Source organism: Geobacter argillaceus (assembly GCF_007830735.1).
GTDB lineage: Bacteria > Desulfobacterota > Desulfuromonadia > Geobacterales > DSM-12255 > Geomobilibacter > Geomobilibacter argillaceus.
In genome coordinates this window covers 107,328-126,243 of sequence record NZ_VLLN01000011.1, presented here as the reverse complement: position 1 = coordinate 126,243, position 18,916 = coordinate 107,328, and the positions used below count along the sequence as shown (strand labels likewise).

Genomic DNA, 18,916 nt, shown 5'->3' with positions numbered 1-18,916 from the left:
TACTGCGATAGATTGAAGTCAAACAGAGATAACGTTGTCACCGTAGGCGACCAGTTGGCAGTCCGCGGTCAGCAACTGTAGTCGTTCACAGCGGGCCTGGGCAAGCAGCATCCGGTCAAACGGGTCTTTGTGCAGTGCCGGCAGCGTCTCGACAGCCAGCGCATGGTCCGATTCAATGGCAAGCTCCTCGTAGCCGTTGGCCACCAGCAATTTGCGCAGCCTGGCCGGATCGACCCGGAAGTCGTCACGACCCAACCCTTTTTTGATGACGATCTCCCAGATGCTGGCCGGGCTAAAGTAGAGGATATTGGCGTCATCCTTCAGCATCCCTCTGGCAGCGTCGGAAAGCCTGTCCGGATCTCCGGCGGCCCAGAGCAGGAGATGGGTATCCAGCAGCAGCTTCATCGCCCTTTACCCTCAAACAGGGCGGCGATCTCTACGGCTCCCATGCGGTCGAAGTCATCCGGCACGGCTATTTCGCCGGCCATGAAACCGAGCCGGCGGCATGTCGACTCCTGCTCGTCCGTGTACGGGACGACCTTCACCATCGGCTTGCCTGCCTTGGCGATGATGAACGGCTTGCCATGGGCCGCCTCTTCCACCAGCCTGGACAGATGGGTCTTTGCCTCGTGAATGTTTACCGCATGCATAACCGCCTCCGCAGACTAGACTAATTCAACTTAGTCTACAGCAACACCTTTGCCAGGGCAAGAATCATAGTCATTATCGCAACAGACGCTGCTGCGAAAGCGTGGGCAAAACATTCTACCGATTTATTCCCCACAGCCTTACCAGCATATCCGATTGCCGTGAACCAACTCCGTGCCACAGCGAAATAAGTCCGACATATTCCTCGGTCACCTCATAGATGATGCAGTATCTGACCGGCCCGGAATCGACGTACAACTCTTTCAGCACCGCCTTTTGACCGGCGAGCAGATAGGGAGCATCCGTACCGGCAAGATTGTTGTCGTAGAGAAATTTTTCAGCGGCTTCGATGCGGTCCAGAAAAGCATCCGCAACCTCGACCCGGTAGCGCTCCGCCAAATTCCCCGCATAGTGCCTGACTCTTGTTTGATATTCCAGAGAGCGTTTAACCGGACGTTTTGCCATTCCGAAGCTCTTTTCTTATGGAGTCGAAAAATGTGTCACCTTCAGCAACAACAGTACCGAGGCCGGAATGAAGCTCGTACCATCCACGCTCCACCGAGTCGAAAAATTCCTTTTGTTCGTCGGCATTACGCACATACATCCGTAACGAATCCCGAATCACATCCTGCTCATTGCGCCCTTCGCGCTGGGCGATCCGCTTCAGGTTCATGCTATCGGTTTCGTCAAGCCTGAGGCCCAGTTGTCTGCTTCCCATAGAAAAAACCTCCCTATCGGTATCATTGATAGCAGCATACACCAGGAGACATCATGTGGCAATTTATGCAATGCCGTCGTTGATGAGAATGGTCGGTTTCGAGGTCCTAAACGCTTTTGATAACGGGGTCGGCCTTGACCTGCCGGTTTTCTAGGACAGGTCCAAGGACGTGGTTATGCGATTCTCTGATACTTTGTTTTTAGAAGTTGCGGTCTTTTCTGCTGATATTGATGTTGGAGATGATTAACAGGACAACCGTTCTCACACCGGCTTCCTTTCCGTATCCAACTCCTGCACCCAGCCGTTTTCCAATCCCGCTTCTTCCAACGCCTCCACGGCGGCATCGTATTCGTCAGCGGTCAGGTGGCGATCCATCCCGGGCGTCTCCCTGGCACTATGGGCAGGGAAGTACTGGCTCATCAACGCCACGTGGGTTTCGGTTCCAAGGTTGGCAGCAATCCAGTGGAGTGTCGCAGCACTTCCTGCAAGGTCTCCCGGCAGGACCAGGTGGCGGATGATCAGCCCCTTTTTGGCGATCCCCTCGTCGTCAAGCTGCAGATGTCCGACCTGGCGGAGCATCTCGGTTACCGCCCGACGATTGATCCCAGGATATCCGGTTGCCCCGGAAATGGCCTTGGCCGGTTCATCAACAGCATACTTCATATCCGGCAGGTAGATGTTCGCCACTCCATCAAGCAGCGTCAGCAACTCAACCTTCTCGTAGCCGCTGGAGTTCCAGACGATGGGAAGGGAGAAGCCATCCGGAATCGCCAGCCAGAGCGCCGCCAGGATCTGCGGCTGGAAATGGGTCGGGGTGACGAAGTTTATGTTGTGCACCCGCTTCTGCTGAAGCTGCAGCATCCGTCGTGCCAGCTCCCGTGTAGCGATCTCTTCGCCATTACCGAGCTGGCTGATGGGGAAGTTCTGGCAGAAACGGCAGGAGAGGCTGCAACCGGAGAAAAAGATCGTTCCCGAGCCCCTGGTCCCCGAAATCGGTGGCTCTTCACCCCGGTGCACGTTTGCCGAGGCGATTTTGGGAAGCAGCCCTGCCCCGCACAGGCCACGTTCACCCTTCAGCCGGTTCACGCCGCAGTCATGGGGGCAGAGATCGCAGGAACGGAGCCTGTCATAGGCGACTCTTATCCGTCGGAGCAGTTCTCCTGATTGGTAAAGATCGTGATAGCTCATGTGCAACAAGTAAGGGTGTCGATTTTTCGCAAGGTCAAGGCACCCAAGGGAATCGGCGGAGGCGTAGCGGCGCTACGCCGCACAACGAATTCCCGCTGGGCAACGCAGAGATTGCGGAAAAGCGGCGCCCGTCACCGATTCTTCTCCATCATCTCCACGAACCGCCCGAACAGATAGTGCGAATCGTGCGGTCCCGGCGACGCCTCGGGGTGGTGCTGCACCGAAAAGATCGGCAGGGAGCAGTGACGAATCCCTTCCACGGTCTGATCGTTAAGGTTCACGTGACCAAGACAGGCCACCTCGCCAAGTGAATCCAGATCGACGGCAAAGCCGTGGTTCTGGGCGGTGATCTCAACCATTTTCGTTTCCATATCCATGACCGGGAGGTTGGAGCCGTGGTTGCCGAACTTGAGCTTGACGGTCTTGCCTCCCAGGGCCAACCCCAGTAACTGGTGCCCCAGGCAGATGCCGAAGATCGGTTTTTTACCCACGAATTTCCTGATGATCTCCTGTACCTCGGTGAGCGGCTCAGGGTCGCCGGGGCCGTTGCTGAGAAAGATCCCGTCCGGGTTCATGGCCAGGGCCTCCTCGGCCGGGAAGGTGGCGGGCACCACGGTCACGTCGCAGCCGGCCGAAACCAGGCAGCGGAGGATGTTGTACTTGATGCCGAAGTCGTAGGCCACCACCTTGTACCTGAGGCTTGCCGGATCCACCTGAGGGTATCCACCCTCAAGGTCCCAGAGCCCTTCGGTCCAGTGATACGGCTTCTGACAGCTGACACCACTGGCCAGGTCGAGGCCGGCCATGCTCGGCACGGCATTGGCCTTTTTGATCAGGCTTTCGGGGTCGAAATCGATGGTGGAGATGACGCCGTTCTGTGCTCCCTTGTCCCGCAGGTGCCGGGTCAGGGCACGGGTGTCGAGCCCCTGGATGCCGACCACGCCGTTCTCCTTCAGATAGGCATCCAGACTCATGGACGCCCGCCAGTTGGAGTAGTTATCGTGATACTCCTTGACGATGAAACCGGAAAGGAAGAGCTGATTGCTCTCGATATCCTCGGGATTGATGCCGGTGTTGCCGATCTGGGTATAGGTCATGGTGACCATCTGCCCTTTGTAGGAAGGATCGGTCAGCACCTCCTGATAACCGGTCATGGCAGTGTTGAACACTACCTCACCGGTCGCCTCGCCGGTCGCACCGAACGTCTTCCCCGAAAAAATGCGCCCGTCTGCGAGCGCCAGTACTGCTTTCATGTATGAACTCCCTATCGTGATTCCCTTGCAGGGGCGACTCATGAATCGCCCGTGCTACGGCTTAACCTCTTTTGTACGCTATCTTGCCACCGACGATCGTGTACCGGGCACAGCCCTTCATCTTCTCACCGAGCCATGGCGAGTTTTTGGACTTGCTGGCCAGGGTTCCGGCCTCGACACTCCATTCGGCTGCCGGGTCGATCACCGTGATATCGGCCACGGTGCCAGGCTTCAGGGTCCCACGCTCAATGCCGAGGATTTTTGCAGGGTTGAGTGACATTTTCTCAATCAAACCATTAAGAGTGAACACCTTTTCATCCACCAGCTTGAGGGAGAGCGGCAGCGACGTTTCCAGGCCGATGATCCCGTTCAGGGCGACATTGAACTCCACATCCTTTTCGTCCAGGTGATGGGGCGCATGGTCGGTGGCAATTGCGTCGACGGTGCCATCCTGCAACGCTTCCTTGACAGCGGCAACGTCGTCGGCAGTCCTGAGCGGCGGGTTCATTTTGGCATTCGTATTGTAACCGGCTATTGCGTCGTCGGTCAGGGTAAAGTAGTGGGGAGCCGTCTCGCAGGTAACCCTGACCCCGCGGGCCTTGGCATTGCGGATGATACGCAGCGAGCCGCGGGTCGAAACGTGGGCAATATGCAGCGGCGCGTTCGTGTATTCGGCCAGATAGACATCCCTGGCCGTGGCGGCATCCTCGGCAACCCGGGGGATACCTTTCAACCCCAGCTCCGTGGAGGTGAGCCCTTCGTTCATGACTCCTTCACCCACCAGTTGCAGGTCTTCGGCATGGGCGATTACCAGAATCCCCATCCCCTTGGCATACTCCAGCGCCCGGCGCATCAGTTCGGCATTTGCCACCGGCCGGCCATCGTCGGAAACCGCCACGCAGCCGGCCTCCTTCAGCTCCCCCATCTCGGCCAGGCTTTCCCCTTTGCTCCCCTGGGTTATGGCGCCAATCGGAAACACGTTGACCAGACCGTCGGCCTTGGCCTTGGCAGCGATATAGGTGGTGATGGCCTTGTTGTCATTCACCGGTTTGGTGTTGGGCATGCAGGCCACCGACGTGAAGCCGCCCGCAGCGGCGGCACGGGTGCCGGAGACGATATCCTCCTTGTACTCCAGGCCCGGGTCGCGCAGATGGACGTGCATGTCGATCAGACCGGGTGTCACGTAGCAACCGGCAGCATCGATCACCTCGGCTCCGGCCGGAGCAGCCAGACCTTTGCCGATCTCTTTCACCTGGCCGTTTTCCACCACGATGTCCAACTGCCCGTCAATATTCTGGGACGGATCAATGACCCGGCCACCTTTGATCAGTAAGTTCATATGATTACCTCATATTCATGTTGTAGGGGCGATCCTTGTGATCGCCCTCGCATCGGGCGAATACAAGATTCGCCCCTACAATTGCAGTCTATTCCGGCGCCAGTTCTCCGCCGCTTACGTGGTACAGCATCGCCATCCTGACCGCCACCCCATTCTCCACCTGCTTGAGGATATGGGACTGGGGACCATCGGCCACATATGACGACAGCTCCACCCCCCGATTGATCGGACCGGGATGCATGACGATCGCGTTCGGTTTGGCCAGCTTCATGACCTCGGGATTGAGCCCGTAGTAACGGGCATATTCACGCATGGTCGGGAGAAGGGTCTTCCCCTGGCGTTCCAGCTGGATACGGAGCATCATCACCACATCCGCGTCCTGAACCGCTTCCTTCATGGTGGAGCAAACCGTCACATTCCCCAGGCGCTCGATGCCCGGAGGCATCATCGTGGGTGGGCCGGCCAGGTAAATGTGGGACCCCATCTTGGTGAGACCGAAGATATCGGAGCGGGCGACCCGGCTGTGGGTGATATCGCCGACAATGGCCACCTTGAGCCCATCGAGGCGGCCGAAGGTCTGGCGCATGGTCAGGAGGTCCAACAGCCCTTGGGACGGGTGTTCATGGGCACCGTCACCGGCATTGATCACCGAACAGGAAACCCGCTGGGCCAGATAATGGTGGGCACCGGAGGCGGCATGACGCATGACGATGATATCGGGCTTCATGGCCAGGACATTGCGTGCGGTGTCGGAAAGGGTTTCTCCCTTGGTGACCGAACTGCCTGACGAGGAAATATTGATGGTATCCGCGGAAAGACGCTTGGCAGCGATCTCGAATGAGGTCCGGGTTCGGGTCGAGGCCTCGTAGAAGAGGTTCACGATTGTTTTGCCGCGTAGGGTCGGCACCTTCTTGATCTCCCGGCCGTTCACCTCCCGCATGTTCTCGGCCGTGTCCAGCAGGAGCAGGATCTCGTCCCCGGTCAGATCCTGCAACCCTATGATGTCCTTATGCTTGAAGCCCATACGCACCTCCTCCCCTATTTCTGTAAGACCACTTCCTGCGGCCGGTTGGTTGGGTCGAACAGTACCTGGATAGTCTCTTTGAGGCTGGTCGGGACGTTACGGCCGACGAAATCGGCCCGTATCGGCAGTTCCCGGTGGCCCCGGTCGATCAGTACGGCAAGCTGGATGCAGGAGGGACGGCCGTGGTCCATGATGGCATCCATGGCAGCCCTGATGGTGCGGCCCGTGAAGAGGACATCGTCCACCAGCACCATTTTCTTGTCCTCGATGACGAACGGAATGAGGGTCTTGCCCACCGGTAGATGTGCCGTATGACCTTTGATGTCGTCACGATAGAGGGTGATGTCCACCTCTCCGACCGGTACCGTCTCACCTTCGATTTCTTCCAGACGCCTGGCCAGTTCACGGGCCAAGTGAACACCACCGGTCCGGATACCGACCAGGACCAGGTTCTGTACCCCCTTGTTCCGCTCCAGAATCTCATGGGCAATCCGCGTGAGTGCCCGTTTGATCCCGGCACCATCGAGAATGACCGTATCCTCTTCTCCCATAGCGCCCTCCTTTTCCGTTTACAAAGCCGCTCGCAGAACGAAAGAAAGCCTTCCCACCGGCTGGCGAAAAGGCTTTACGTCAATGCGTAAATAGTATTGTCCCTCTCACCTTTGTTAACCTCACGGGGCTAAATTAAAAGGTTCGTACAAGCGCCGTAAAATTATCACCACCGAAGTCCCCCGTCAAGGAGAAATTGGTTGCTTCACTCGGCCCTTTGCTTATAATTCTCCGGAGCACGGATACTACGGCAAAGGACACAATCCAACATGAACAATACCGGCATAATGCGCTCAAGGCGCATGCTAGCGGCCACAGTAGCTCTGGCGACCGCACTCGTTGTTTCTCTTACCGCCTGGCCCGGCAGTGCCGAGGAACCTGCAGCAAACAGCGCCCCCACGGAAGTGCAACCGGCTAAGACGCCTGTGACAGAGCCGACCACCGACAGCAAAACAGTGACCAAGAAAAAGGGGAGTACGAAAAAGAAGCGGCGCACCAAGAGTGCCAGCAAGAAGAAGGGGCGAAAAGGAAAGTCCGTGCGCAGGAAAACGGCAAAAAAATCCGGCACCAAAACCGCCGAGTCGGGAGCAACCGGCACAAACTGGCAGTCACTCTGCAGCGGTGAAAGGTTGACCGTCGATCAGGTAAGGGAGGGAATGAAGGGCGCTAAGGACTTTTCCGGGAAGAATCTGGGGGGACTTAACCTTTTGGCCTTCAACCTGCGGGGGGCAAACCTGGCCGGCACCTGTCTTGCCGGAGTGAACCTGGAGCGGGCCGACCTCACCGAAGCCAACCTGAAGCGGGCCGTGCTGTCCGGTGCCAACCTGACCCTGGCCAGCGCCCAACTGGCCAACCTCGATGGCGCCAGAATGGATGGCGCCATCTTCGACGAAACGGTCTGGACCGATGGTCACGTGTGCCGAAAAGGCTCCGTGGGCCGCTGCCTCGACATCTTCGACGCTCCCGGGAAGTAACGCCCGGGAGCGCCCATCACCGCTATTCTTTTGTTCCGCTTATCTTGGCCTTGAGCAGTTCACCCAAGGTCCCCATCCCCGGAGGAGACGTGGCAGACTTCTGGCGGAAAGCCTGCAGATCGGCGTCAGCCTCGGCAGCTGCCCGGGCGAAATCGGCCAGCGCAAGGGAAATTTTCCGGTTATCCAGGTCAATACCCTCTACCAGCACCTCCACGGTCTCGCCTTCCTTCAGCACATCCTTGGGATGGGCAATCTTTTTCCCTCCGCCCAACCTGGAGATATGCAGCAGCCCATCGATGCCGTCACCCAGGGCGACAAAGGCCCCGAACGGCGCCAGCCGCACCACGGTGCCGGTAACACTGGTCCCGACCGCGAATTTCCGGGGCACCGACTCCCACGGATCGGCCAGCGTATCCTTAAGGCTGAAGGTAATCCGCTCCTTTTCCCAGTCTATCTGCTTCACCACCACCTTCACCTGGTCCCCCACCGACAGCACCTGGCGGATGTCGCGAACCTTTCCCCAGGCAGCTTCGGAGACCGGCAGCAGTCCGTCCATGGCACCGATGGAAATGAAGGCGCCAAAATCCCTGAGGGACGAAACCGTTCCTTCCACAACCGTACCGACGGTCAGGGTTTCTTTCAGTTTTTCCCGTTCCTGGCGCTGCTCTTCTTCCAGCATGGCCCGGTGGGAGACGATGATGTTCCTTCCCCGCTCGCCGTACTCGATAACGCGGAACGGCAGGTGCTTCCCGACAAAGGCAGCCGTATTATCGGCACGGCGCAGGGATATCTGGGAAAAGGGGCAGAACGCACGGACAGAGCCGCCAACCTTTACCTCGAAGCCTCCCTTAACCTCCTTCTCCACGACCCCTTCCACCGGAATGCCGCTGCGCCAGGCATCTTCCAGTTGTCCCTGGGCCGCGGCCCCGGCGCCGCCGACCTTGGTGGAGAAGCGCAATTCGCCTTTGGAGCTGCCAACGAACCAGGCGGTGATGGTATCACCGGTAGCGACGGTCAGGTTACCTTCAGGGTCGGTCAGTTCCCGCCGGTCGAGCACCCCTTCACCCTTCTGGCCGATATCCAGGAACACCCAGTCGTTGGAAACCTGCAGAACACGTGCCTGTACCTTGGCACCCGGCTTGAGTTTGCCGCTGTTGGCCTGACTGGCGGCGAACAGTTCAGCAAAACTCTCTTCGTTCGTGGACTCGTCGTCCGTTACTATCTTCTCATCGGTCATTGTCCGTTGTCTCCCTTGCGTGATGTTTATTGTCATTGGTCAAAGAGGAAGATGTTCCCGTTCAGCCACTTAACCAATCAACTGTTCTTCTGCGCCTTCTCCAACTCGCGCATCAGTTCGTCGTAAGCCGACAAAGACTGTATGAGCGGCGAACTCCGCCGGGCGGATTCGTCAAATCCCTTCAGCTTTGCGTTGAAGCTGCCGGCCCGCCCCTTCAGCCCCTCGATACTGGCGGTCAGGTACCCCTTGTCGACCTTTTCATCCTTGCGGGTAAGAAACGCCTTGGTCTTGGCAAAGTATTCGTCGCCCGTGCCGAGATATTGATGCAGCCCCTCAAGAAACGAGAGCGTCGAAGCGGAAAGCTCTGCCGTGGTGCCCAGCTTTAGCCGGACATCCGCCATATCCTTCAACAACTGTCCGTCGACAAAACGGGACAATTCGGCGATCTCCTTACCCTTCCCCTCCGGTGAACTGCCGAGGACATCAACCTGCTTGAGGAACAGCTGCGAGCTCGCTGAATAACGGTTAATGGCAGCTGATGCCTCGCTGAGGGACAGGGCAAAATGTGAGACGAATTTGGCAAACATCCCCGCCTGCCCCGCATAAGGGATGGGAAGAAGCCTGGCAAAACCGGCAGCAACCGAGCCTGCTTCAACATAGCGTTTATAGCCGGCAAGACTGTCGGTCATCCAGGTGACGAAACCGGCGAAGTCAGCCATGGCCGTGCGTTGCGCCCGCGTTTCCCTGGCCAGATCCTGAAGGCGCTGGAATTTCTTCTGTGCCAGGGAGTCAATGGTGAGCGACGAAGTTTCCAACTGCCGCACCCGTTCCCGCAGACGGACGTTTTCCTCCTGGATGCCGTTGCAGGCTCCGCTACGCAGTTCGGCGGCCACCGGCGCACAGGCCGTGATTGCTCCCAGTACCAGTATGCTGAGCATCAACTTGGACAAGAATCTTGTCATCGGATCATCCTTTATGCGCTAAAAAGCCGCTTCAACGAGCGGCTTTCTGATGTTATCCCATACCACGTCGCAACAAACAGCACGCCTGGCTCGTCTCTCTCTCCGCCGCCAGGCACATGAGCGCAACTGGTATCAGTCGATCAGCCGGCCGATACTGCCGAAACGGACCCGGAATTTCTCCGAATCCCACGACCAGTACTTGATGAAAGCAAGCCCCTTCAGTTTGTCGTTCTTTACAAAGCCCCAGAAACGGCTGTCATAGGAACGATCCCGGTTGTCCCCCATCACGAAATAGGAGCCGGCGGGCACGGTTACCGGACCAAAGCTGTCCCGCGGGTTCTGGGCTTTGGGGATAACCTCCTTCTCCTTGTGAACCTCGTGGGGGTTTTCGTAGGACTTGCCGTTCACATACACCTTCTTGTCCCGTCCTTCCACCACGTCACCGGGAAGGCCAACGACCCGTTTGATGAAATCCTTGCTCGGGTCCTCGGGATATTCGAAGACAACCACATCGCCCCGTTTCGGATCGCGGATCGTCAGGAACCGCTTGTCGGTGAACGGGACCTTGGTGCCGTAAATGAACTTGTTGACCAGGATGTGGTCACCAATGGCCAGGGTGTCCTCCATGGAACCGGAGGGGATCTTGAACGCCTGGACCACGAAGGTCCGAATCACCATCGCCAGCAGGATGGCAATGATGATCGACTCGGCATACTCCCGGACGATATGCTTTTTCTTCACCACCGGCTCGGGCTCCTGGTCATCTGCGACCTGGTTGGCCAGGTGCTTGTACTCTTCCATACTCTGGGTTCCTTTACTTGTCGTCGACTTTGAGGATGGCCAGAAAGGCCTCTTGGGGCAGTTCAACGTTCCCCACGTTCTTCATCCGCTTTTTGCCTTCCTTCTGCTTCTCCAGAAGTTTACGCTTGCGGGTGATGTCCCCGCCGTAGCACTTGGCAAGCACGTCCTTGCGCAACGCCTTCACCGTCTCCCGGGCAATCACCTTGTTGCCGATGGCCGCCTGAATCGCCACCTCGAACATCTGCCGGGGGATCAACTCCTTCATCTTGGACACCAGGTCACGGCCCCTGAAATACGCCTTGTCCTTGTGGATGATGAGCGAAAGGGCATCCACCACCTCGCCGTTGATCATGACATTCATCCGCACCAGTTCGCTGCGGCGATAGTCCAGATGCTCGTAATCCAGGGAGGCGTATCCTTTGGTGATGGACTTCAGGCGGTCGTAGAAATCAAGGACGATCTCGTTCAGGGGCAGTTCATAGATGATCATGACCCGGGTAGGCGTGAGATACTTGATCTCCCGCTGCACCCCACGCTTGTCTTCGCACAGGGCGAGCACCCCCCCAACGAACTCGTTCGGCACATGGATATGGGCCAGGATGAACGGCTCCTCCAGGTACTCGACGTGCTGCAGTTCAGGGAGTTGATTGGCGCTCTCGATGGTGATCACTTCGCCGGTCACCCGATGGACGCGGTACACGACCGTCGGGGCGGTGGTAATCAGGTCCAGGCCGAACTCGCGTTCCAGCCGCTCCTGAATGATCTCCATATGCAACAGGCCGAGGAATCCGCACCGAAAACCAAAGCCAAGGGCGACCGAGGTCTCCGGCTCGTAGGAGAAGGATGAATCGTTCAGTTTCAACTTGGCCAGGGCGTCGCGCAACTGCTCGTACTGGGAGGTGTCGATGGGGTACAGGCCGGAAAAGACCATCGGCTTGACCTCTTTGAAACCGCTCAGTGGTGCCGCACATTGGCGGTGGAACAGGGTTACCGTGTCCCCGACCTTGGCATCGGCCACGTCCTTGATGCCGGCAATGATGAAACCGACCTCGCCGGCAGCAAGCTGCGGCACCTCGACCATGACCGGGGCGAACACCCCCACCTTCAGCGCCTCATAGGCCCTATTGGTGGACATGAGCTGGATCTTGTCGCCCTTCTTGAGCACCCCGTCGTAGATCCTCACCAGAATGATCACCCCCTGGTACTGGTCATACCACGAATCGAACAGGAGCGCCTTGAGCGGCGCCTCGCGGTCGCCAACAGGGGCGGGAATCTTCTTGACGATCTCTTCGAGGATCTCGTGGGTGCCGATCCCCTCCTTGGCACTGGCCAGTACGGCATCGTGGGCATCGATGCCGATGATCTCCTCGATCTCGTGGATCACCCGCTCCGGCTCGGCAGCCGGCAGGTCGATCTTGTTCAGGACCGGGAAGACCTCCAGGTTGTTGTCCAGGGCCAAGTAAACGTTGGCCAGGGTCTGGGCCTCCACCCCTTGCGAGGCGTCCACGACCAGGAGCCCACCTTCACAGGCGGCCAGCGACCGGGAAACCTCATAGGTAAAGTCCACGTGACCGGGGGTATCGATCAGGTTGAGGATATAGACGTTACCGTCGTCAGCCTGGTAGTTGAGTCGTACGGTCTGGGCTTTTATGGTGATGCCACGTTCCCGCTCCAGGTCCATCTTGTCCAGGAACTGATCCTGCTTCTCCCGGTCGGAAAGGGCGCCGGTGTACTCCAGAAGTCGATCGGCCAGAGTCGACTTGCCATGATCTATGTGGGCGATGATGGAGAAATTGCGGATACGGTTCTGCTGCATTGATCCTGCCGTGAAATGGTGAGGGTGGTACAACCGGTGAAGAATAGCCTACATCGCGCTGGTTTGTAAAGCAGAAAGCGGGGATGGAATCTTCTGTTGTGCCAGAATTGTCTTGAACTCGTTCCGGTTGATGCGTTACCCTCACAATCTTTGTACGATTTTAACAGGAAAGAGAGAAGCAATGCTGACTGGAAAACAGAAACGATTCCTTCGGGCGCTGGGCCACAACCTGAATCCGGTGATCATGGTGGGGAAAGGTGAAGTGGGCGAAGCCCTGATAAAAGAGACCGCCGAGTCCCTGGCAGCGCACGAGCTGATCAAGGTGAAGGTACTGGAGAACTGTGCCATGGATCGCCATGAAGTTGCCGACAACCTGGCCGCGGCCTGCAGTGCCGACGTGGCCCAAGTCCTGGGAAGAACTCTGCTCCTCTACAGGCAAGGGGATACCCCGAAACTGGAACTTCCCGCCAGCAAGGGGAGATAACACCGGAATGTAAAAAGCCTTTCAGTATCTGGTCTGAAAGGCTTTTTATCTGTGACGTCATCGCAACAGCCGCATTATTTCTGTTCCTTAGGAGTCTCCTTTTTCTCAGGCTGTGCCGGTTTCGTTTCGGCCGGCTTTATCTCCTTGACCGCAGGAGGTTCCGGCATTCCCTTCTCTTCCCCTTTTCCCGGTTTTTTCCCGGATTCCTTGGTCTTGGATTTCTGATCGGTCTCTTTCGGTTTCGGCGTCTCTTTCGGCTTCAGGGATTCAGGCTTGATCTTCATCTTTACCAGGTAGTTGGCCGTAAAGATGTAATCATCCAGGTAGTCACGCTTACCGTCACCGTTCAGGTCGAATTTCGGTGCCTTTGGCGTACCAGTCTCCTTGAGAAACAGAGCGAAGTCGGCCTCGGAAAGCTTCCCGGATTTCGTAAGGTTAGGATCGATAATCGGGGCAACCAGCAACGAAATATCCGCCCCACCGGCACCGGAAGAGATGGAAAGAACAGAATCCACCGCATCTTTCTTCGGTTGCACCACCAGCGTCCATGATCCATCCTCTTCCGGGGCAAGGGAAAGTATTTTGGCGGATGATACGGCAAAGGACGGGTTCTCTTTGCCCAATAGCTTCGCACCTACTGACAGCTTCACTTTCGCCTTGCCGTCGGTAAGAAGAATCGGCGGGTCCTGCTTGAAACCGGCAACTGCCTGATCGGCAAAGAGCAGCATGAGCGCTGTCGGAGTCTTCTCGCCGGTAAACTTTTTAAATAGCGGCAATGCCCCCTTGTACGACACGTATTTCTCTGGCGCCTTGTCGTCTGCTGCCTCTTCCTTGGCCTTCTCTTCTCCCTCTTTTGCCTTGCCGGCCAGGTCCTTGCGAAGATCGGTGTAGATGGTCTGCGCATCCTCTTTCTTCTCAGCCACGGCAAACTGGTCCGTTGGCAGAGCTATGCTACCGACACTGATTGTGGCTCCTGTAGATGCAAAGACGTTCGTTCCACCTGTTCCACCTGTTCCACCTGTTCCACCTGTTCCACCTGTTCCACCTGTTCCACCTGGTGCGCCTGTTCCACCTGGTGCGCCTGTTCCAGTTGGTGCGCCTGTTCCAGTTGGTGCGCCTGTTCCAGCTGGTGCGCCTGTGGCACTGCCTGTCCCACCTGCAGTACTACCCGGAGTGCTCCCAGTGGTGCTTATATTACTTGAATCACCAGGGTTATCAATGAGCGCAATGTTGTAATCAAACCCCTTAATAACTCCCTGCAACGATCCCTTCACCGTAAACGTGATGGTTGCAAGCACCCCTTCTTTTTTGACAGCCCCCTGGGCCAGCGCGGCAGCAATATTCACTTGCCCTGGCTGCGACGTATTCGGTACCCAAAATGCCGAGGCAAGTAATTCACCCTTGTCGACACGAGGATTTGTCAAGACAGTACCGTCATAGCGCACCTTGATATCAAAGCCACCGGCATTTACCAGATCGTTACCATAGATGGTAAAGACGCCATCCCCCGTGTAACGGATCGTTGCGGACGGGGCAGCTAAAACGGGTGCAGCGAACAAAAACATAAGCATTAATGGCAGCAACATGGTCCTAATAATACCACTAGCTTTACCGTGCATTGTTGTCTCCCTATTAACTACTTGGTTTAAGCCTTTTATGCAGCATCCATGCCTAACAAAACAGCGCTGCCGGTCCACAGGGGCCGACAGCGCTGAACTTAATTGCAACTATGTGGCACGAGCCAGCTCAGCCGGCGTTATTCATGACCTTCTTCAAAATATCCCACCCCTTCAGCAGGTCGAGAGCCCGCAACACCTGATAATCGGTCTTTATCTGCTCGTCTGTCTTGTAGGCCGGCAGTTTCTCCGATTTCTTCTCCTGTGCAGGCTCCTGCTTGCTCTTGTCATCCTCGAAATGATTCTCCAGGTCCTTCTCCCGCAGGTGCATCGAATCTTTCTTTTCGGCCGACGAAAGCTCCATGCGCTCAACGGTTATGTCTGGAGCAATTCCTTTCGCCTGGATGGAGCGGCCACTGGGAGTGAAATAACGGGCCGTGGTCAGGCGGAGCCCGGAATTGTCGGCAAGCGGAATGATGGTCTGTACCGACCCCTTGCCGAAACTCTGCGTCCCCATGATCACTGCGCGCTTGTGATCCTGCAAGGCACCGGCAACGATCTCGGAAGCGCTGGCGCTGCCGCCGTTGATCAATACGACAATCGGATAGGTATCCTGCTTATTTCCACCGCGGGAAACGAACTTCATCTTGGCATCCTTCTCCCGCCCCTCGGTGTAGACAATCATCTTCCCTTCCTCGACGAAATGTTCGGCCACCCGTACCGCCTGGTCCAGCAGCCCGCCCGGATCGTTGCGCAGATCAAGAACGAGACCACGAAGCTTGCCGCCATTTTCATCACTAAGGGTTTTCAGCGCCTTTTCCAGATCATCATCGGTCTTTTCCTGGAATTGGGCGATCCGGACATAGGCATAGCCGTCATCGAGCGTCTTGAACTTGACACTCTTCACCTGAATGATGTCCCTTGTCAGCGGAAAGTCTTTGGGCTTGTCAAATCCTTCCCGCATGATGGTCAGGGTGACCTTGGTCCCCTTGGTGCCACGCATCCGCTTCACGGCATCCATGATGCTCAGGTCCTTGGTGAACTTGTCATCGATCTTCAGTATCTGATCACCCGCCTTGATCCCGGCTTTGAACGCCGGCGTATCCTCGATGGGGGAGATTACCGTAAGTATCCCGTCCTTTATGGAGATTTCGATACCGAGACCGCCGAAGGTACCCTTGGTCTCGATCTTCATCTCTTTGTAGGTTTCCGGCGGCATGAACGAACTGTGCGGATCGAGGGAGGCAAGCATGCCGTTTATCGCCCCGTAGATGAGCTTCTTGGTGTCTACTTCTTCGACATAGCTTTTCTTTACAATGGAGAGAACATCGGTAAAGAGCTCAATCGATTCGTAGTCGTTGCCACCCTGGGCCGCACACTTGCGCTGGATGCCGATCCCTACGCCAAGGGTCACCAACGTCAGAAGCACCCCGAGAATGATCAGCTTCCTGCGGTTTACATTGTTCTGCATCGTACCTCCCCAATATCCTTTTCTGTGTTTATGTGAATATATCGTAGCTATCTTAACCAGGGAGACGGATCAATCGGTTTTCCCTGATAGCGAATTTCGAAATAGAGCAGCGGCCCTTTGGATGAATCCGTATCCCCCACCAGCGCTACGGCCTCGTTACCGGAGACCTTTGTGCCGACACCCTTCAGGATCTTCGAGCTATGGGCATACAAGGAAAAATATCCCCCCCCATGGTCTATGATCACCATATTTCCGTAGCCTTTGAAGGCACTGGCGAATATGACCTGACCATCATACACGGATCGGATTTCAGTGCCGGCCGGCGCGCTGATAGAGATACCATTACTGATAGTGTATGAGTTGAATTCGGGATGCTTGTGCCTGCCGTAGGTGCCGACAACCTGCCCCCTGACCGGGACCGGCAGCCTGCCACGCTGCGATGCAAATCCCTTATCCGCAACTGGCGGCAGATCCTTGCCGGGATCCAGCCGGGAAGGCTTTTTTTCATTTCTGGCAGTATAGCTTTTTCTACTGCGCGCTTCAAGCCTTTCAACCATGGTCTGCAGCCGCTTGGCATTGGCCTGGAGCTCTTTCAATGATGCCAGGTAGGTCTGCTGGTCCTGACGAACCTGGGAAAGATAGACGGTCTTTTTTTGTTTTTCGGTCTCTATCTCCTGTTTCTTGGCATTGACTGCGCCCTTTATCTTCTCCTTACGGGCCGCATCCTGTTCCAGGTTCAGCTTTAACGACCGGAGCTTATCGATCTTGGCATTATACTCGGCAAACAGCACTTTATCGTGTTCCAGCACCACCTTCATGTAGCGTTGATTTTCAACCAATTGTGGCAGGGTTCCGGAAGAGAAGAACATTCTGACACTCCCCAATTCACCCGCCTTATAAAGGGATACAAGCCGTTGCCGTATCTGGTCGCGTTTTTTTTGAGCCTCGTGCCTGGCTGTTTCAATTTCCTGCTGGGTCCGCTCAACCTGAACCTCTGCCTGCTTCAACTCCCGACTAAGGGCTTTCAGGTTCTGTTCCTTCTCCTGCAACGTCCGGTCTATCTTTACCAGGTCATTGCTAACCTGGCGTTCTTCCTTTCTGGTTTTCCGCAACAACTGGCGCTTTTCCCGAATTTCCCGGTTTACGCCCTGGAGTTCATGCTGAATATCAGCGGCTTCGGCAATGCCATGAAAACAGGTCAGCAAAAGCAGGATAAAGAACAAGGATCGCATGTCTAGAGGGTAATGAAGCGCTTCAGAGACACCAGACTGCCCATGAAGCCGATGATGATCCCGAGAGCAAGCAAACCTGCCAGGTACTCGGGCGGAAGGAAGGTGATGCCGGTAGCCGGGCTAAGTGCCAGAAAATTCTCGGCATTATGGAGAAAGGCGAGGTAGATCCCGCCAAGGAGCAGCATTGCCAGGAGCGCGGCTGTCACCCCCTGAACAATGCCTTCGAGCAGAAACGGCGCCTTGATGAAAAAGCGGGTAGCTCCGACCAGACTCAGTATCTCCAGTTCGTCCCGTCGGGCAAAGATGGTCAACTTGATGGTATTCGAAACGATAAAGGAGACGGCCAGCAGCAGGAAGCCGCCGAGGAGCAGGCCGACAAGCCGCAGAAACGTCATGAAGGCATTGAACTTTCTCACCCAGTCATCGCCATACTGAATCTCGCCGATACCGGGTATTTTCCGCAAACGCCCGACAAATCCCTGGATCGCCTCATCCAGACGATACTCGCGCTTCAGGCCAATTTCCAGAGATGCGGGCAACAGGTCCGCCGCCACTCCTTCAAGAAGCGACTCCTGACCTTTCAGGCGTGCTCGAAACCGTTTCGCAGCCTCATCCTTGCCGACGTACGTCACCTTTGCCGCCCCGGGTATATCCATGATCGATTTTTTGATGGCGGCAAGCTGTAGCGGCACCGGCTCCCGTTCAAAGTAGACCGTCACCTCGACCTTGGTGCTCCAATCATCCGCCGTTTTCTCCACGTTCACGTACACAAGCAGGAACAGGGCAATGATCAGGAGCGCCAGGGTAATAGTCCCGGTAGCAAGGGAGTGGAGCAACAGGTTTTGCCGGATACTGACAAAAGTCTTTCCCCAAAAATAGATAAGCCGCCCCCAAAACCCTTCACGGGAGTGCTTGGGGCGCTTGACATGTTTGTTATGCTTTGACACCATCGTCTTTGACACATCCCCCTTCAAGTCTGACAAACCGTGCCGGCACCAGGTTCATGAGACGCTGGTCGTGGGAAGCAATCACCACTGTCGTCCCCCGGATATTGGCATCTTTAAAAATTTGCAGGATCTGCTCCTTGTTGGCATCGTCCAGGTTACCCGTCGGCTCGTCGGCCAGAAGGATCTTGGGATCGTTCACCAGTGCCCTGGCCAGGGCTACCCGCTGCTGTTCCCCGCCGGAAAGGCGTGAGGGGCAGACATTCAGCTTGTCCTCCACCCCAAGTTGCTTGAGGGTATGATAAACTTTTTTGCCGATATCGCTCTTGCTCCATCCCAGGACCTCCAGGGTCACCGCCACATTCTCCATGACGGTACGGTTTGGGAGGAGTTTGAAATCCTGGAACACCACTCCCAGAGTGCGCCGGTAATAGGGAAGCTGCGAACGGCTGAATCGGGCAATGTTCTGACCGTCGACGACAATCTGCCCCTGAGTTGGCAGTACGGCACCATACAGCAGTTTCAGCAGGGTAGTCTTTCCTGCCCCCGATGGTCCGGTCAAAAAGACAAAATCCCCTTTGGGGATCTTGAGTGAAACGCCCTTTAACGCCACACTCTCCTGCTGGTAGCGCAGATGCACACCGTGAAGCTCAATCATGG

22 protein-coding genes and 1 pseudogene are annotated in these 18,916 nt (G+C 56.5%); 3 read left to right on the top strand and 20 right to left on the bottom strand.

Features of this window, described 5'->3' with window-relative positions; genetic code table 11:
- Nucleotides 1-18: 18 nt before the first annotated feature.
- The 9 genes from JN12_RS10690 to pyrR form a co-directional block, all read right to left on the bottom strand.
- The gene (locus JN12_RS10690; protein WP_145022387.1) at nucleotides 19-405 is read right to left on the bottom strand and encodes a type II toxin-antitoxin system VapC family toxin; all 387 of its coding nucleotides are present in this window, start codon (nucleotides 403-405) and stop codon (nucleotides 19-21) included.
- Entirely contained in the window at nucleotides 402-650 is a 249-nt protein-coding gene (locus tag JN12_RS10685; protein ID WP_145022384.1) for a type II toxin-antitoxin system Phd/YefM family antitoxin, read from the bottom strand. The genes JN12_RS10690 and JN12_RS10685 overlap by 4 nt, the downstream gene beginning before the upstream one ends.
- A 115-nt stretch (nucleotides 651-765) precedes the next feature.
- The gene (locus tag JN12_RS10680) at nucleotides 766-1,113 is read right to left on the bottom strand and encodes a hypothetical protein (protein ID WP_145022381.1); all 348 of its coding nucleotides are present in this window, start codon (nucleotides 1,111-1,113) and stop codon (nucleotides 766-768) included.
- On the bottom strand, nucleotides 1,094-1,366 hold the full coding sequence (locus tag JN12_RS10675; RefSeq protein WP_145022378.1) for a hypothetical protein: 273 nt from the start codon (nucleotides 1,364-1,366) through the stop codon (nucleotides 1,094-1,096). Before JN12_RS10675 ends, JN12_RS10680 begins: the two co-directional genes overlap by 20 nt.
- A gap of 261 nt (nucleotides 1,367-1,627) precedes the next feature.
- The gene (locus JN12_RS10670; protein WP_145022375.1) at nucleotides 1,628-2,554 is read right to left on the bottom strand and encodes a 4Fe-4S cluster-binding domain-containing protein; all 927 of its coding nucleotides are present in this window, start codon (nucleotides 2,552-2,554) and stop codon (nucleotides 1,628-1,630) included.
- A gap of 131 nt (nucleotides 2,555-2,685) precedes the next feature.
- Nucleotides 2,686-3,807: a glutamine-hydrolyzing carbamoyl-phosphate synthase small subunit gene (gene carA, locus JN12_RS10665; RefSeq protein WP_145022372.1), complete on the bottom strand. Its 1,122-nt coding sequence runs from the start codon at nucleotides 3,805-3,807 to the stop codon at nucleotides 2,686-2,688.
- 61 nt (nucleotides 3,808-3,868) lie between these two features.
- The gene (locus JN12_RS10660; protein WP_145022369.1) at nucleotides 3,869-5,146 is read right to left on the bottom strand and encodes a dihydroorotase; all 1,278 of its coding nucleotides are present in this window, start codon (nucleotides 5,144-5,146) and stop codon (nucleotides 3,869-3,871) included.
- Between the two features lie 88 nt (nucleotides 5,147-5,234).
- Entirely contained in the window at nucleotides 5,235-6,170 is a 936-nt protein-coding gene (locus JN12_RS10655) for an aspartate carbamoyltransferase catalytic subunit (protein ID WP_145022366.1), read from the bottom strand.
- Nucleotides 6,171-6,184: 14 nt separating this feature from the next.
- Nucleotides 6,185-6,721, bottom strand: coding sequence for a bifunctional pyr operon transcriptional regulator/uracil phosphoribosyltransferase PyrR (gene pyrR / locus JN12_RS10650; RefSeq protein WP_145022363.1), 537 nt, complete (start codon nucleotides 6,719-6,721; stop codon nucleotides 6,185-6,187).
- A gap of 267 nt (nucleotides 6,722-6,988) precedes the next feature.
- Between pyrR and JN12_RS10645 the strand changes: the two genes are divergently transcribed.
- Nucleotides 6,989-7,693 (top strand): pentapeptide repeat-containing protein, encoded by a 705-nt coding sequence (locus tag JN12_RS10645; protein WP_145022360.1) that lies wholly within the window; start codon nucleotides 6,989-6,991, stop codon nucleotides 7,691-7,693.
- Nucleotides 7,694-7,715: 22 nt separating this feature from the next.
- Here the strand turns inward: JN12_RS10645 and rpsA are convergent, their stop codons facing one another.
- The 4 genes from rpsA to lepA all read right to left on the bottom strand — a co-directional run bounded on the left by rpsA (nucleotide 7,716) and on the right by lepA (nucleotide 12,509).
- Nucleotides 7,716-8,930 carry a 30S ribosomal protein S1 gene (gene rpsA, locus JN12_RS10640; protein ID WP_145022357.1) on the bottom strand — a complete coding sequence of 405 codons (1,215 nt, stop codon included), beginning with the start codon at nucleotides 8,928-8,930 and terminating at the stop codon, nucleotides 7,716-7,718.
- Nucleotides 8,931-9,007: 77 nt separating this feature from the next.
- Nucleotides 9,008-9,892 carry a hypothetical protein gene (locus JN12_RS10635; RefSeq protein ID WP_145022354.1) on the bottom strand — a complete coding sequence of 295 codons (885 nt, stop codon included), beginning with the start codon at nucleotides 9,890-9,892 and terminating at the stop codon, nucleotides 9,008-9,010.
- Nucleotides 9,893-10,024: 132 nt separating this feature from the next.
- The gene (gene lepB, locus JN12_RS10630) at nucleotides 10,025-10,693 is read right to left on the bottom strand and encodes a signal peptidase I (protein ID WP_145022351.1); all 669 of its coding nucleotides are present in this window, start codon (nucleotides 10,691-10,693) and stop codon (nucleotides 10,025-10,027) included.
- Between the two features lie 13 nt (nucleotides 10,694-10,706).
- On the bottom strand, nucleotides 10,707-12,509 hold the full coding sequence (gene lepA / locus JN12_RS10625; protein WP_145022347.1) for a translation elongation factor 4: 1,803 nt from the start codon (nucleotides 12,507-12,509) through the stop codon (nucleotides 10,707-10,709).
- Nucleotides 12,510-12,690: 181 nt separating this feature from the next.
- Between lepA and yhbY the strand changes: the two genes are divergently transcribed.
- Complete coding sequence (yhbY, locus tag JN12_RS10620) at nucleotides 12,691-12,993, top strand: ribosome assembly RNA-binding protein YhbY (protein WP_145022344.1); 303 nt, start codon at nucleotides 12,691-12,693, stop codon at nucleotides 12,991-12,993.
- A gap of 74 nt (nucleotides 12,994-13,067) precedes the next feature.
- Here the strand turns inward: yhbY and JN12_RS20805 are convergent, their stop codons facing one another.
- From JN12_RS20805 to JN12_RS10605, 5 genes and pseudogenes are all read right to left on the bottom strand, one after another.
- The gene (locus tag JN12_RS20805; protein WP_246125840.1) at nucleotides 13,068-13,916 is read right to left on the bottom strand and encodes a hypothetical protein; all 849 of its coding nucleotides are present in this window, start codon (nucleotides 13,914-13,916) and stop codon (nucleotides 13,068-13,070) included.
- A 23-nt stretch (nucleotides 13,917-13,939) separates the two neighbouring features.
- Nucleotides 13,940-14,137: a hypothetical protein gene (locus JN12_RS20800; RefSeq protein ID WP_246125839.1), complete on the bottom strand. Its 198-nt coding sequence runs from the start codon at nucleotides 14,135-14,137 to the stop codon at nucleotides 13,940-13,942.
- Between the two features lie 82 nt (nucleotides 14,138-14,219).
- Nucleotides 14,220-14,558: pseudogene (locus tag JN12_RS21210) on the bottom strand (cohesin domain-containing protein); the annotation flags it as partial.
- A 181-nt stretch (nucleotides 14,559-14,739) separates the two neighbouring features.
- Nucleotides 14,740-16,080, bottom strand: a complete 1,341-nt coding sequence (locus tag JN12_RS10610; protein WP_145022338.1) for a S41 family peptidase — start codon at nucleotides 16,078-16,080, stop codon at nucleotides 14,740-14,742.
- Nucleotides 16,081-16,127: 47 nt separating this feature from the next.
- Entirely contained in the window at nucleotides 16,128-16,949 is an 822-nt protein-coding gene (locus JN12_RS10605) for a murein hydrolase activator EnvC family protein (protein ID WP_246125838.1), read from the bottom strand.
- A gap of 45 nt (nucleotides 16,950-16,994) precedes the next feature.
- Between JN12_RS10605 and JN12_RS20795 the strand changes: the two genes are divergently transcribed.
- A complete protein-coding gene (locus JN12_RS20795; RefSeq protein ID WP_246125837.1) occupies nucleotides 16,995-17,318 on the top strand; it encodes a hypothetical protein in 324 nt (107 codons plus the stop codon).
- Here JN12_RS20795 and ftsX read toward each other — a convergent pair.
- Both ftsX and ftsE read right to left on the bottom strand, forming a co-directional pair.
- Nucleotides 17,315-18,274 carry a permease-like cell division protein FtsX gene (gene ftsX, locus JN12_RS10600; RefSeq protein ID WP_342795411.1) on the bottom strand — a complete coding sequence of 320 codons (960 nt, stop codon included), beginning with the start codon at nucleotides 18,272-18,274 and terminating at the stop codon, nucleotides 17,315-17,317. The two genes, JN12_RS20795 and ftsX, sit on opposite strands and share 4 nt — an antisense overlap.
- The gene (gene ftsE, locus JN12_RS10595) at nucleotides 18,246-18,914 is read right to left on the bottom strand and encodes a cell division ATP-binding protein FtsE (RefSeq protein WP_145022333.1); all 669 of its coding nucleotides are present in this window, start codon (nucleotides 18,912-18,914) and stop codon (nucleotides 18,246-18,248) included. Before ftsE ends, ftsX begins: the two co-directional genes overlap by 29 nt.
- Between the last annotated feature and the right edge of the window lie 2 nt (nucleotides 18,915-18,916).

What these genes read in the sequence shown, in the direction of transcription:
- JN12_RS10690 (WP_145022387.1), bottom strand. Translation starts at nt 405, where the DNA reads ATGAAGCTGCTGCTGGATACCCATCTCCTGCTCTGGGCCGCCGGAGAT.
- JN12_RS10685 (WP_145022384.1), bottom strand. Translation starts at nt 650, where the DNA reads ATGCATGCGGTAAACATTCACGAGGCAAAGACCCATCTGTCCAGGCTG.
- JN12_RS10680 (WP_145022381.1), bottom strand. Translation starts at nt 1,113, where the DNA reads ATGGCAAAACGTCCGGTTAAACGCTCTCTGGAATATCAAACAAGAGTC.
- JN12_RS10675 (WP_145022378.1), bottom strand. Translation starts at nt 1,366, where the DNA reads ATGGGAAGCAGACAACTGGGCCTCAGGCTTGACGAAACCGATAGCATG.
- JN12_RS10670 (WP_145022375.1), bottom strand. Translation starts at nt 2,554, where the DNA reads ATGAGCTATCACGATCTTTACCAATCAGGAGAACTGCTCCGACGGATA.
- carA (WP_145022372.1), bottom strand. Translation starts at nt 3,807, where the DNA reads ATGAAAGCAGTACTGGCGCTCGCAGACGGGCGCATTTTTTCGGGGAAG.
- JN12_RS10660 (WP_145022369.1), bottom strand. Translation starts at nt 5,146, where the DNA reads ATGAACTTACTGATCAAAGGTGGCCGGGTCATTGATCCGTCCCAGAAT.
- JN12_RS10655 (WP_145022366.1), bottom strand. Translation starts at nt 6,170, where the DNA reads ATGGGCTTCAAGCATAAGGACATCATAGGGTTGCAGGATCTGACCGGG.
- pyrR (WP_145022363.1), bottom strand. Translation starts at nt 6,721, where the DNA reads ATGGGAGAAGAGGATACGGTCATTCTCGATGGTGCCGGGATCAAACGG.
- JN12_RS10645 (WP_145022360.1), top strand. Translation starts at nt 6,989, where the DNA reads ATGAACAATACCGGCATAATGCGCTCAAGGCGCATGCTAGCGGCCACA.
- rpsA (WP_145022357.1), bottom strand. Translation starts at nt 8,930, where the DNA reads ATGACCGATGAGAAGATAGTAACGGACGACGAGTCCACGAACGAAGAG.
- JN12_RS10635 (WP_145022354.1), bottom strand. Translation starts at nt 9,892, where the DNA reads ATGACAAGATTCTTGTCCAAGTTGATGCTCAGCATACTGGTACTGGGA.
- lepB (WP_145022351.1), bottom strand. Translation starts at nt 10,693, where the DNA reads ATGGAAGAGTACAAGCACCTGGCCAACCAGGTCGCAGATGACCAGGAG.
- lepA (WP_145022347.1), bottom strand. Translation starts at nt 12,509, where the DNA reads ATGCAGCAGAACCGTATCCGCAATTTCTCCATCATCGCCCACATAGAT.
- yhbY (WP_145022344.1), top strand. Translation starts at nt 12,691, where the DNA reads ATGCTGACTGGAAAACAGAAACGATTCCTTCGGGCGCTGGGCCACAAC.
- JN12_RS10610 (WP_145022338.1), bottom strand. Translation starts at nt 16,080, where the DNA reads ATGCAGAACAATGTAAACCGCAGGAAGCTGATCATTCTCGGGGTGCTT.
- JN12_RS10605 (WP_246125838.1), bottom strand. Translation starts at nt 16,949, where the DNA reads ATGTTCTTCTCTTCCGGAACCCTGCCACAATTGGTTGAAAATCAACGC.
- ftsE (WP_145022333.1), bottom strand. Translation starts at nt 18,914, where the DNA reads ATGATTGAGCTTCACGGTGTGCATCTGCGCTACCAGCAGGAGAGTGTG.